The sequence below is a fragment of the Ruegeria sp. C10 genome, assembly GCF_056537805.1.
Window position 1 is genome coordinate 1,617,065 of the sequence record NZ_JBQFSC010000001.1, and the last position, 12,136, is coordinate 1,629,200.

At 56.9% G+C, this 12,136-nt stretch carries 11 protein-coding genes and 1 tRNA gene; 2 read left to right on the forward strand and 10 right to left on the reverse strand.

The window, feature by feature from the left end:
• Positions 1-163: 163 nt before the first annotated feature.
• Positions 164-1,135 carry an agmatinase gene (speB, locus tag ACR0DE_RS07780; protein WP_480752455.1) on the forward strand — a complete coding sequence of 324 codons (972 nt, stop codon included), beginning with the start codon at positions 164-166 and terminating at the stop codon, positions 1,133-1,135.
• Between the two features lie 30 nt (positions 1,136-1,165).
• On the opposite strand, the gene ACR0DE_RS07785 is transcribed toward speB, so the two are convergent.
• The 8 genes from ACR0DE_RS07785 to ACR0DE_RS07820 all read right to left on the reverse strand — a co-directional run bounded on the left by ACR0DE_RS07785 (position 1,166) and on the right by ACR0DE_RS07820 (position 10,430).
• Positions 1,166-2,386, reverse strand: coding sequence for an aminopeptidase P family protein (locus tag ACR0DE_RS07785; protein WP_480752456.1), 1,221 nt, complete (start codon positions 2,384-2,386; stop codon positions 1,166-1,168).
• A gap of 160 nt (positions 2,387-2,546) precedes the next feature.
• The gene (locus ACR0DE_RS07790) at positions 2,547-3,758 is read right to left on the reverse strand and encodes an ABC transporter permease (protein ID WP_170392003.1); all 1,212 of its coding nucleotides are present in this window, start codon (positions 3,756-3,758) and stop codon (positions 2,547-2,549) included.
• A 5-nt stretch (positions 3,759-3,763) separates the two neighbouring features.
• The gene (locus ACR0DE_RS07795) at positions 3,764-5,038 is read right to left on the reverse strand and encodes an ABC transporter permease (protein WP_170392001.1); all 1,275 of its coding nucleotides are present in this window, start codon (positions 5,036-5,038) and stop codon (positions 3,764-3,766) included.
• Between the two features lie 70 nt (positions 5,039-5,108).
• Positions 5,109-6,200, reverse strand: coding sequence for an extracellular solute-binding protein (locus ACR0DE_RS07800; protein WP_170391999.1), 1,092 nt, complete (start codon positions 6,198-6,200; stop codon positions 5,109-5,111).
• Between the two features lie 101 nt (positions 6,201-6,301).
• Entirely contained in the window at positions 6,302-7,402 is a 1,101-nt protein-coding gene (locus ACR0DE_RS07805) for an ABC transporter ATP-binding protein (RefSeq protein ID WP_170391997.1), read from the reverse strand.
• Positions 7,403-7,534: 132 nt separating this feature from the next.
• The gene (locus ACR0DE_RS07810) at positions 7,535-8,248 is read right to left on the reverse strand and encodes a maleate cis-trans isomerase family protein (protein WP_170594782.1); all 714 of its coding nucleotides are present in this window, start codon (positions 8,246-8,248) and stop codon (positions 7,535-7,537) included.
• A complete protein-coding gene (locus ACR0DE_RS07815) occupies positions 8,245-9,390 on the reverse strand; it encodes a M24 family metallopeptidase (protein ID WP_480752457.1) in 1,146 nt (381 codons plus the stop codon). The genes ACR0DE_RS07810 and ACR0DE_RS07815 overlap by 4 nt, the downstream gene beginning before the upstream one ends.
• Positions 9,387-10,430 carry a pyridoxal-phosphate dependent enzyme gene (locus ACR0DE_RS07820; RefSeq protein WP_480752458.1) on the reverse strand — a complete coding sequence of 348 codons (1,044 nt, stop codon included), beginning with the start codon at positions 10,428-10,430 and terminating at the stop codon, positions 9,387-9,389. The genes ACR0DE_RS07815 and ACR0DE_RS07820 overlap by 4 nt, the downstream gene beginning before the upstream one ends.
• Before the next feature lie 203 nt (positions 10,431-10,633).
• Between ACR0DE_RS07820 and ACR0DE_RS07825 the strand changes: the two genes are divergently transcribed.
• Positions 10,634-10,719, forward strand: a tRNA-Leu gene (locus tag ACR0DE_RS07825).
• 8 nt (positions 10,720-10,727) lie between these two features.
• Here the strand turns inward: ACR0DE_RS07825 and ACR0DE_RS07830 are convergent.
• Both ACR0DE_RS07830 and ACR0DE_RS07835 read right to left on the reverse strand, forming a co-directional pair.
• A complete protein-coding gene (locus ACR0DE_RS07830) occupies positions 10,728-11,225 on the reverse strand; it encodes a hypothetical protein (protein ID WP_480752459.1) in 498 nt (165 codons plus the stop codon).
• Entirely contained in the window at positions 11,218-11,979 is a 762-nt protein-coding gene (locus ACR0DE_RS07835; RefSeq protein ID WP_480752460.1) for a helix-turn-helix transcriptional regulator, read from the reverse strand. Before ACR0DE_RS07835 ends, ACR0DE_RS07830 begins: the two co-directional genes overlap by 8 nt.
• Positions 11,980-12,136 lie beyond the last annotated feature (157 nt).

Below are 12,136 nucleotides of genomic sequence, written 5' to 3' on the forward strand. Positions count from 1 at the left end.
ATCTTGCCTGCAAAGCAGATCACATACACGCAACACTCGCGTGAGTGGCTCGAAATTCTGAAGCTGCACGCCGGGCATCTCGACATTGGTCCATCCTGAGCACAAGATGCTGCTGCGATTGATGTCATCGAACGTGACAGTGGCAATGAAAAAGGAAATACCCATGCAAGACCATGGTTATAAGGCGGGGCGACTAAACCTGCCTTTTGTCGGCATCTCAACCTTCGCCAAATCTCCATATGTTGAGAATTGGGATGAGATAGAGGCGGATATCGCCGTTCTCGGCGCGCCCTTCGATTTCGGGACCCAATGGCGACCGGGGGCGCGGTTTGGACCTCGGGCCGTGCGCGAAGCCTCGACCCTGTTCAGTTTCGGCCACGCTGGGGCTTATGATCACGAAGATGACGCAACCTATCTGGATGGCTCGGTGCGGATCGTTGATCTGGGGGATGCGGATATTATCCATACCAAGACCGACGAGAGCCATGCGAATATCGCCTTGGGGGTGGGCAAGATCCTGAAAGCAGGGGCCTTGCCGGTGACAATTGGCGGGGACCATTCGATCAACATCCCCTGTATCAATGCCTTCGCCGAGGATTGCGCGCAGAACGGCCCGATCCATGTGGTGCAGATCGACGCGCATCTGGATTTTGTCGATGAACGCCACGGAGTGACCGCCGGACATGGCAACCCGATGCGGCGGGCGATTGAGAAAGACTATGTCTCAGGCATGACGCAGCTGGGCATCCGCAATGTCTCATCCACCGCGAAGGAAGGCTATGACGACGCCCGTGCGCGCGGGTCGGACATCCTGTCTGTGCGGCAGGTGCGCAAACTGGGGTCCGAGGCAGTGCTGGCGCGTATCCCGCAGGGGGCACGGTATTACGTAACGATAGATATCGACGCTTTTTGCCCTTCAATCGCGGCGGGCACAGGTACGCCCAGCCATGGCGGGTTTCTCTACTACGATGTACTGGAAATTCTACAGGGTCTGGCCAAACGCGGGGATGTTGTGGGCATCGATCTGGTCGAAGTCGCGCCTGCTTACGATCCGACGGAAAGTACCCAAATTCTGGCGGCGCAGCTATTGCTGAACTTTCTGGGCTTCATCTTTCACGAACGAGCCCAGCGGTAGAAGGTGGGGCTTGTCGCCCCACCCGTTTTTTCATGCATCGATGATGTTGTGGCCGGGACCATAGGGGAAGCCGGTGATGTTCTCGGCCCCGTCTTCACCAACCACAAGGATATCGTGTTCACGATAGCCGCCCGCGCCGGGCTGGCCTTCGGGGATCCACAGCATCGGCTCGATCGAGACGACCATGCCGGGTTCCAGCACCGTGTCGATATCTTCGCGCAGCTCCAGACCGGCCTCGCGCCCGTAATAGTGGCTGAGGATGCCGAAGGAATGGCCATACCCGAACGAGCGGTATTGCAGCAGGCCCTCATCCGCGAAGAAGCGGTTGATCTCAGCCGTGATGCCCGAGCAGGTCGCGCCGGGTTTGATCAGGCTCAGGCCCAGTTCGTGCGCCGCGACATTGGCCTTCCACAGGCGCAGGCTGTCGGCGTCGGGTTCGCCCAGGAACAGCGTGCGTTCCAGCGCGGTGTAGTAGCCCGAGATCATCGGGAAGGTGTTCAGCGACAGGATATCGCCCTTTTGCAGCGCGCGTTTAGTCACCGGGTTATGTGCGCCGTCGGTGTTAAGCGCCGACTGGAACCAGACCCATGTGTCGCGGTATTCGGCATCCGGGTAGGCGCGGGCGATTTCCTCTTCCATCGCGTCGCGTCCAGCCATGGCGATCTCGATCTCGGTGGCGCCTTCACGGATAGCTGCGTGAATGGCGGCCCCACCCACGTCAGCGGTGCGCGCGCCGCCTTTGATCAGCTCGATCTCTTCTGCGGATTTCACCATGCGGGCAAACATCGTGTCAGGTGCGATATCGATCAGTTCCGGTCCGCCCAGCATGTCCAGCGCCGTGTTGCGCGCCGCCAATGTCATGTGGTCGCCTTCGACCCCGATCCGTTTGGCCCCGCCGATCAGGCTGGCCACTGCGCGCCAGTAATTGTCGCGCTTCCAGTCGGTGTAGATGACGTTGTCTTCAACCGAGCGCCGCCACGGTTGGCCCGCGTCGATGTTTGCCGAGACAGTGGTGCAAGCGTCCTGTGTTACCACGCAGCCGTAGGAGCGGCCGAAAGAGCAGTACAGAAAGCCGGAATAATAGGCGATGTTCTGCATCGAGGTCAGCAGGACGGCGGGGATGTCATGCTTGGCCATGATTGCGCGCAGGGCGCCAAGGCGGCGGTCGTATTCGCCCTTGCTGAACGGCAGGGGCGCCTTGTCGCCATTGTGGCAGGTGAAGAATTCGGGGCGTTTTGTTGTGTCTGTCATGACTTGGTCTCTCATCATTGCCGGGCGGCAAACCCGGCCACTTGTCCCGGCGTTCAGGACAGGCGGTCTCGGGGTCCGAGAGCCGATCATCCCAGTGCGTCCGCGACGCCATCGCGGCTGGGATGAACAGGTGAATCGTTAGATCAGACCTAGGCCTGCGTCAAGCGGGGGAAAGGCCTCGCAGGCGCTCGGACCGACGGCGCAGCAGCTCGACCGTGGTCAGCAGCGCAATCGAGATCACCACGAGGATCGTGGCCACCGCCAGAATGGTCGGGCTGATCTGTTCGCGCAGGCCGGTGAACATCTGCCATGGCAGCGTTTTTTGGCTAGCCGAGCCGACAAACAGTACCACGACCACCTCGTCGAATGAGGTGATGAAGGCAAACAGGCCGCCTGAGATCACACCCGGCAGGATCAAGGGCATCTGAATCTTGAAGAATGTCCGCACCGGACCCGCGCCCATATTCGCAGCCGCCCGCGTCAGCGAGCGGTCAAAGCCCACTAGCGTTGCGGTCACGGTGATGATGACGAATGGAATACCCAGAACGGCGTGAGCGAGGATCACTTTCACATAGCCCACAAAATTCTTGTTCATGCCCAGTGTTCCCTCCATGAAGCGGCCGATATCGCTGTAGAAGAAGAACATGCCTGTGGCTGAAATGATCAGCGGCACGATCATTGGCGAGATCAGGATGCCCATGATGGCGCGGCGGCCTGGAACGTGGCTCTGGCTGAGGCCAATGGCCGCCAGCGTGCCCAGCGAGACCGAGATGATCGTCGCAATTGGAGCAATGATGAGTGAGTTCTTGAAGCTGCGCTGCCATTCATTGTTGGTGAAGAAATCGCGGTAGTGCTTGAGCGAGTACCCTTCCGGGTCGAGCCGCAGCATTTCTGGCGTGAAGGTAAAGAAGTCCTGCGCGTTGAACGAAAGCGGCAAAACCACGAGGATCGGGGTGATCAGGAACACGAAGATCGCGCCGCAGATCACCCGGAACAAGTAGTGATAGAACACTTGTTTCGCGGTCAGATAGGGCAACAGTTTTTGGCGATATCGACCTTCGTACAGCCAAAAGATAAACCAGACGAAGAACCATCCACCCAACAGGCCCAGAACGCCGCCCATTGGGCCAGAGAACAGAAAACCGACGATGCCAAAGCCAAGGATATTGATCCATCGTGCCAGTTTTTCGTTCTTGAGTATCGTGATGTAGACCCAGGCCACAGCGGCGATCAAGGCTGCACCGCCAATGATGCCGAGGAAGACCGAGCCATTGCCCGCGCCGACAAAGATACCGGCGAAGGCGCCTGCCAGCGCAACGCTTGGCAAAACCATGGACAAAGGTTTGCGGGATATCGGAGTAAGTGCGGCCATGTCGATTATCCCAGCTTCACGTTATCAATGCCGACAATCTTGTCGTAGCACCAGTAGAGCAGCAGTACGACGCCCAGAAGGATCGTGCCCAATGCCGCGGCCAGCCCCCAGTTCAGTGAGGACGAGATGTGATAGGCAATCCGGTTCGAAATAAAGACACCTTTGGTGCCGCCAACGATTTCAGGCGTGATGTAGTAGCCGATCGCCAGAATGAACACGAGGATTGAGCCCGCGCCAATGCCAGGAATGGATTGCGGGAAGTAGATGCGCCAGAATGTCGTCCAGTTGGTCGCGCCCATGGATTTTGCGGCGCGGGTGTACGAGGGCGGTATGGTCTGCATCACCGAATACATTGGCAGGATCATGAACGGCAGCAGGATATGCGTCATAGCTATGATCGTGCCGATCTGGTTGTTGATGATCACCAGCCTGGCGTCGTCGGCGACCAGTCCCAGCCAGACCAATGTTTCATTGATCACGCCCTGTTGCTGCAACATCACCTTCCACGCCGAGGTTCGCACCAACAATGACGTCCAGAAGGGCAACAACACGAGGATCATCAGCAGGTTCGACACCCGCATCGGAAGTGTTGCCAGCAAATAACTGACCGGATAGGCCAGCAGGATACAGGACGCGGTGATCACCAGCGACATGAACAAAGTGCGCCCGAACAGCTTGATCAGGATCTGCTTGTCCTCGGGCTGCGCCTGCGCGCCCTCGGGCGTGCGGCGCATGTCCACAGCGTTCAGAAAATAGCCATTGGTGACAGCGGGCGAATGCGTCTTGATAACCGCCCAAGTCTGCGGTTCACCCCAGCCGTCGTGAATCTCGATGACCTGGTCTTTGAACGGCCCATCGGTTTCGGGGTCCAGCTTACCCATTTTCCGACCCGAGCGGCGGAACATCGAAGACATGCCTGTCTCTTCATAGTTCAGACGCGAACCCAGCCGGGTGTGTGTCTTGTTATCGACGGCCACGACCATGTCGCGGACAAAGGCGTCATAAACGGCCTCGTCGGGCAACTCGCCGCTGGTTTCATCCCAGCTTTGCAATGCTTCGACCGTCAAGGGCAGTGTCTCTTGTACGATGCTGTTTTCCACGGATCGGAACAGCATCGCCGCAATAGGCACGATGAACGAGAACATGACGAACAGCAGCAGTGGGGCGACCAGCATCAGGGCCCGCAGCTTTTGCCGTCGCAGAGACCGGGCCAGCGATTGCTTGAGTGGCGTGCCGTCCGCGGCCAGCATGGGACCAGTATTTTGGGTGGCGTCAGTCATCGTTACCCCTTGGGTATTTTTGGGGTCGGGGGCGATAGGCCGCCCCCGACAATCTCAGGAAATCAGACGCTTATTGCGCCAGCCAAGCCTGGAATTTGGCGTCGATATCGTCGCGGTAATCCGCCCAGAACTCGTAGTTGTACAGGAACGTGTTCTTGGCGTTTTCCGGATCGGTCGGCATGTGTGGTGCCATGTCGATGCCCAGATCGGCGTGCTGACCCACCAGCGGTGCAGAGGAGGCACGAGCCGGGCCGTACGAGATGTACTTGGCCTGATCTGCCAGACGCTGCGTATCAGTTGCGAACATGATGTAGTCCAGCGCGCGCTGTTGACGCTCTTCGCTCAGGCCAGCCGGAATGATCCAGCCATCAAGATCGAATACCTGAGCATCCCACAGCATCGCTACCGGCTGCTTTTGCTCTTCGATCACGCTGAACAGGCGACCGTTATAGGTCGAACCCATGACAACTTCACCATCAGCCAGCAATTGTGGCGTGTCGGCACCGGCAGACCACCAGACGACACTGTCCTTGATGGTATCCAGTTTGGCCAGTGCCTGGTCTTGACCTTCAGCAGTGGCCAGAACGTCGTAGACGTCGTCTTTTGCAACGCCGTCACACAGCAACGCCCATTCCATGTTGTTGATCGGGCGCTTTTCCAGCGAGCGCTTGCCGGGATAGGCTTCAAGATCGAATACTGCGCAGATGTCGGTTGGCGGAGTATCACCGACCAGATCGGTGCGATAACCGAAGGTGGTTGAATAGACGATCTGCGGGATAAAGCAGTCGCTGACCAGAAGGTCACCGAAATCTTCGGAGGCAGGCGTGCCATCGGGGGCAGGGGCTAGTTGAGTGTCGAAATCGATCTCAAGTGCCAGACCTTCGTCGCAGAGGCGGATCGCGTCCGCCGCAACCACATCAACCACGTCCCATGTGATGTTGCCCGCTTCGTTCATCGCGCGCAGTTTGGCGACGGCCTCGTTCGAGCTGTCATCGTTCAGGATGGTGACGCCGGTCTTCTCCGAATAGGGCTCGTGATAAGCCTTGAGCTGCGATTTGGAATAGGCGCCGCCCCACGAGACGATGGTCATCTCTTCGGCGGAAACGCCGCCAGCCGCTGTCGCAATAGCAGCTGCTGTCAGCAGTGTTTTGGTAGTTTTCATGTGTTACTCCCAGTACTTCCCGTTTGTTGTTTGGTCAGCTGACGCACGGGTTTTCGCCAGCTGGTCCCTCGGTAAACCACGTTTGTATCGCGCGGCTTGGTCTATGCGTCGAGCGCACGACAATCCTGTGCCAACCATCCGATTTCGATTTCCTGCCCCGGTTGCAGGCGAATGGCGTCGGGGGCATTCCGTGTTTTGACAATGAATTCGTCATTGCCCGCCACCGACATGCGGAAGCGGAACACGTCGCCCATATAGATGAATTCCTTGACCGTGGCTTTCAGCGTATGCGCATCGGCATGCAGACGGTCCTTGTTGAATTCCACACGCTCGGGCCGGATCGAGACCTTGGTGCGCTCACCCGGATTGTGCACGTTGATCGGAACTGCATCAATTTCCGAACCGTCATCCAGCTGTACAAGGCAAGTGTCACCGTCTATCGATTTAACAACGCCTTCTAGCGTATTGTTTTCACCGATAAATTGTGCGACGAAGCTGTTTTCGGGCTCTTCATAAAGTTGATCCGGCGGGGCCAATTGCTGAATGCGACCATCGTCAAACACTGCCACGCGGTCGGACATCGTCAGAGCTTCGGTCTGATCGTGGGTCACGTAGACGGTGGTGATGCCCAGTTCATGCGCCAGACGGGTGATTTCGAACTGCATATGCTCGCGTAGTTGTTTGTCCAACGCACCCAGCGGTTCGTCCATCAACACCAGTTCGGGCTCGAAAACCAGCGCACGTGCCAGTGCGATCCGTTGCTGCTGACCACCCGACAACTGCGCGGGGCGACGATTGCCGAAGGCACCCATCTGCACCATGTCTAGCGCGCGCTTGACCTTCTCCTCGCGCTCGGACTTACCCAGCTTGCGGACTTCCAGCGGGAACGAAAGGTTCTCGGCTACAGTCATATGCGGGAACAGAGCGTAGTTCTGGAACACCATCCCGATGCCACGTTTGTGCGGAGGGATATTGTTGATGGGTTTTCCATCCAGAAGAATCTCGCCATGTGTGGCGGTTTCGAATCCGGCAAGCATCATCAGGCAGGTCGTCTTACCTGATCCGGACGGCCCGAGCATGGTCAGGAATTCGCCCTTTGGCATTGCCAGGTTGAGATCTTTGACGACGAGGTTCTCGCCATCATAAGACTTTTGAACGCGTTGAAATTCAACAAACGCGGCGTCGCTATTTGTGTCGGTCACAAGACCCCCTGTTGCGTCAAATGATTACCCGGTTGGTCCGAGCCTCATTGATCTTCTCGTGCATTGATGACGAGGCTAACAAATGGTCGCAAGCCCGTAAAGCAATTGGAGTCGCGTAAACGCCGCATTTGCCTAATTTTGCGACACGTTCAGTTGTTTCATATGCCAGGCCAAACTCTGGTTGCTTGACAGGACAGGCTTGCCGATCTGCGCTTCGATCCTTGGGATAGCCGTCAGTGTCCGAAGGTTCGTACAACTAAGGAATACGGCGTCGACTGTTGAATCTCTTCCCAGTCGCACGGCGGCATCGACCACGGAATCGGTTGAGATCCGCACAACTTTGGCTTCTTCGGATTCGCCAAAAGTGCCAAACACATCCATCGAGATGCCTTGTTCTGCAAACGCGCGTCGCAACGGAGTGTTTACTTCTTCAATGTAAGGCGACAGCAGTGCAAATTTTGAGACGCCCAAATGTCTCGCGCAGGCGGAGGCTGCCCGCAACGGGTTGGTGACGGTCGCTGTATTACAGGTCTGCATGACCATCTGCTCAACCCGATCCGAGCCGATAACCGAACTGGCTGACGTACATCCATAGCCAACAACTCGATAGGGCCGCGCCTTTGGCAGCAGATCAGCCGCTGCAGGCAAGTCGGTCTCCATCTGCGCCAGCGTGTCGGTGTTAACCTCGGCCCCGCTGGGAATGCGGCTGACATAAAGAGGGCTTTTGTCATCGATAAAAAGGCTACGAAACTCAGGTTCGATTGTCTCGTCAGTCTGTAAAACGATCAGCCCCATTGGTACGGCCGAGGGATCGTCAGGATCCAGTGTGTACGGCAACGTGCTCATATCTCGGCAATCTCCGGTCCTATCCGGGGGCTGAGGAATTCGGGCGCGCCTTCGGTTATCAGGATGTTTTCTTCGTGCACGAGAATTTTGCCATCGACCGCAATACCCGGTTCAAGCGTCAAAACCATTCCCGGTTGCAGTTCAGTATGATCATCGGGAATAAGCGAAGGCCATTCGGTCAACGACATTCCTAACCCGTGGCCCAGTCTCCCGGCATCGGTACCCGCGCTGCCATCGGTAAGTATTGTGTTCATCGTATGAAATAGCTGAGAAGCTGTCACGCCTGGGCGGGCTTGATCAAACGCTGCATCCGAAGCCTCGACCAATCTGGCATGTGCATCGCGTACTGCCTTGCTCGCTGGGCCGACGGACCAATTGCGATCATAGTCGCAAAAATAGCCATCGTGGACGAGGCCGGTGTCGAGCATCAGCACATCGCCTATACGAAGCGGGGTCTGCGTCGCGGGTGAGATTACATCCGAGTACCCGCCTTGCTCGGCCCCTCCGGCCAGATAGGGCACCCAGTCGGCACCCTCTTCAAGGCAGAGTCTCTGAAAGTTTCGAAATATCTGATCCAGCGGTGTCCCAGCTGAGGCAATCTCGGGCACTCGTGCAAAGGCGTGGGCACCAATCTGACAGGCAGTTCGAATCTTTGCGATCTCGGCGTCAGATTTCACCATCCGCAGCGCCCGCAGGATGCCATGGTCACCCGTAATTTGGCGCGCTCCAATTGCGGATTCGAGATGCCTTAGATCGGCCAGTGGCATCCTTACATGGGTCTCATGCCCGTCGGGGCAGCCGATTGAGGCGTTTTCAGGCGTCAACCCTCTCAGTGTATCGGCCAGCAGGGATACCCCATCATCTTCAAGGTCGGGTGCACTCCAGGTTCGAATGTCGTCGATCCATGTCTGTGCCATCAATGCAGCACCGATGGATGGGATTACTGCAACCGGCTTGCCAGAAATCGGAACGATCAGAAACCAAGGCCGCGTTGGGCTTTCCCAGAAACGGGTCAGATAACCTGTGAAATAGCGAAGCTGGGGCTCAGTCGTAAGCAACAGGGCCGATAGACCGGTTTCTTGCATCCGATGCTGGGCGCGCGCAACGCGGGTCGCGAATTCCTCTGGTGCGAAACCTCTCATGCAGGTTGCTCGCTCAAGATGCAGAGCACTTTGGAATTCGGTCCAATACCCAGTTCACTACGGATCGCGTCGTTCAGAACGGCCGCAATGCCAGCACCGCCCGAGGCGCTGGTTTCCAACCCGGCCTTCGCCATGGCCGGAAGCTGTGCTTCGACAGTGTCATCCTCGATTGTCAGAAACAGATCGGCATCTCGGGCCAAGCCGTTCAAGGCGATCAGCGAGGGCTCTTTGCAATCCAGTCGCCCCATGATGCTGTCGGGCCCGTCAGCAAACACACAATGCCCCGCTTCGATACTGGCCTGCAGCGCCGGGGCAGAGGTTGGCTCGACAACAATGATCTGCGGAGCATCTCCCCAAACGACCCGCGCATAGGCAGCGACGGCTCCGGCCATGCCGCCAACACCGGCTTGCAGAAGAACGTGCGTTGGTGCCTCAGTACATTGCTCGGCGGCTTCGACCGCCATTTGCAGATACCCTTCCATCAGCAAGTACGGTAGTTCAGTATACCCCTCCCAGGAACTGTCCGAGAGCAAAGTCCAGCCATTGTCCTGCGCCGCCTGACTGGCTGCTTCCATGCTGGCGGCGTAATCAGCACCCGCCCGGACCACTTGTGCGTTTTGAGCGCGCAGGCGATCTGCAAAGCTTTCTGGAACTGTTTCTGCGATGTAGACAACTGCATCAGCTCCGAAAGTGCGCGCGCCCGCGGCCATGCTCATCCCGTGATTGCCTGCGCTTGCCGTAACATAGGTGCGCCCTTTGAGCGTGTTACCATCTGGCGTGACCGAGATGTCATTCGCTTCGCAGGCGATCACATAAGCCGCACCCAGCGCTTTGAACGATCCCAGGCCCATACGGCTTCGCTCATCTTTAACCCAGAGATTCGCGACGGGTGCCAGCGCCGATGCATTCACAAGGGGCGTTTCGACAAAGTCAGGGCAGAAGAATCGATGCCGGCCCAACCCATCTGTCTCTACGGAGGGATAAGGGGCCTGATCCGAAAGCTTAGAACCACCTCGAAACGGGTTACTGACTAGTTTCATCGCTCGCTCCCTGATCTTGTGTTGCGCCGACGTGAACGAATTGGCCGAAGGCTGTCAAGCTCGGCCTTGATTCAGCAGGATTGTGTTCATGTTCTGCATGCATCCCTGGATCTGATGAATGAGTATCTTTTCAATCGTTTTGGTTGGTTGTAAGTGTCTGCACACGACATCGGCGCGGTGAGACAAAACTCCGACGATGATGTGCGGGCGTGATGGAATGGTAGACATATCGGACTTAAAATCCGAAGGCCTTAGTGCCGTGTGGGTTCGAGTCCCACCGCCCGCACCAGCACCATCTCAGACAGGGAAACCCAGTTGGGTGATCAATTTCCAGATATCCCTGTTGGCATTCGAGAGCTGAGTGACAACATCCTCGATTTCTTTCATTGCTTTGTCGTCAACTGTGTCTTCGCGACCAAGTTTGATGTCGGTCTTGCGATCAGCAATGCGCATCAGGATGGTCTTTGGATTTCCGCTTTCCTGATCGAAAGAATAGATGCAGTGATTGTACTTGTTTCGAATAGAGGACAGGCGCGACAACCGCTGGGTGTGTTCGAGAATCGGATCGCGGATTTCACGGAGGCGACCCTCCATCTTGGCGAGACGTTCGACCAGATCGATACGGGCACGTGTGGTGTTAAGCGTCAGGAATATGATGACCGCAACATCTTTATTGGCCCCGGTCAGACCTGCGATCAGGTGGATCAGCAGGCTTTCCGTGTTTGTCCACATATAGTTGAGCCGACCCACCAACAGAATGAGCCGGTCGAACCGGGTTTCGAATGCCTCATCCAACGGGCGCGTTGCGCGCTTCGTTCGGCGCGACCTCAAAGTAGAAATGCGCAGCTTCAGTCCGGTTGCTCACATCGATCTTGCCCGAGACATTGTGCATATGCAGTTTGACGGTGTGTTCGGTGATGCCCAGGTTCGACGCAATGGTCTTGTTGCTCTTGCCTTGCGATACCAGCCTCAAGACTTGCTTTTCGCGGCGCGTCAGCTTTGAGTATCGCAACAGTTTGTCAGGCGACCGGGTTCTGGTTGCAGGCTGTTTTTCGATAGGTGTGCCTGGCGCACTTTGTGTTGCGGTCATGCTGTCGGCCAGAAAGCAGGGCAGGTGCAGCTCTTCGTGCATCAGAAGGCGCAGTATTGCGCGCCAAACATCCGGCGCCACGTTCATTGGCAAATACCCGACACTGCCGAAACGGGTACGATCCCAGCGTTCGAACAGAACCCGGGCCGGACTTTTCTTGCGATAGGCGAAGGCCAGACATCCTGTCTCGGCGAGCCGGGAGTAATCAGCGGGCCGCGCCAACAGATCTTCGAGCATCATCTGATCCACGACAATGATGCGCTCGGAGGGAACTGAGTTCCCACTCTCGGAAAGCAGGTCGTCAAGGCTTTCATATCTTGACGCGCGAACGCCGAATTCGCTTTGAACACTTCTCAGGGTTTGGTTCGAGTAGAACAATTCCTTGCCGATAAAAATGATCGACAGCTCTTCGGGATATTCAATCTGATCACGGGCGTCTTCTTGCAATGAAATATTCATTGATCTTCCCCCCACTAATACAAACGCCGCCCTCTGAAACTTTAAATCGGGCACAGAACTGGGTGGCGCGAAACATTAACTTTGAACTCAAATAGTACCTTATCATAGCTGAAAGTACGTGTTTCAGCAACCAAAGGCGGGTTCCGCAATACCGCGT

Coding starts and splice junctions, on each gene's coding strand:
- speB (WP_480752455.1), top strand. CDS start 164: ATGCAAGACCATGGTTATAAGGCGGGGCGACTAAACCTGCCTTTTGTC.
- ACR0DE_RS07785 (WP_480752456.1), bottom strand. CDS start 2,386: ATGACAGACACAACAAAACGCCCCGAATTCTTCACCTGCCACAATGGC.
- ACR0DE_RS07790 (WP_170392003.1), bottom strand. CDS start 3,758: ATGGCCGCACTTACTCCGATATCCCGCAAACCTTTGTCCATGGTTTTG.
- ACR0DE_RS07795 (WP_170392001.1), bottom strand. CDS start 5,038: ATGACTGACGCCACCCAAAATACTGGTCCCATGCTGGCCGCGGACGGC.
- ACR0DE_RS07800 (WP_170391999.1), bottom strand. CDS start 6,200: ATGAAAACTACCAAAACACTGCTGACAGCAGCTGCTATTGCGACAGCG.
- ACR0DE_RS07810 (WP_170594782.1), bottom strand. CDS start 8,248: ATGAGCACGTTGCCGTACACACTGGATCCTGACGATCCCTCGGCCGTA.
- ACR0DE_RS07815 (WP_480752457.1), bottom strand. CDS start 9,390: ATGAGAGGTTTCGCACCAGAGGAATTCGCGACCCGCGTTGCGCGCGCC.
- ACR0DE_RS07820 (WP_480752458.1), bottom strand. CDS start 10,430: ATGAAACTAGTCAGTAACCCGTTTCGAGGTGGTTCTAAGCTTTCGGAT.
- ACR0DE_RS07835 (WP_480752460.1), bottom strand. CDS start 11,979: ATGAATATTTCATTGCAAGAAGACGCCCGTGATCAGATTGAATATCCC.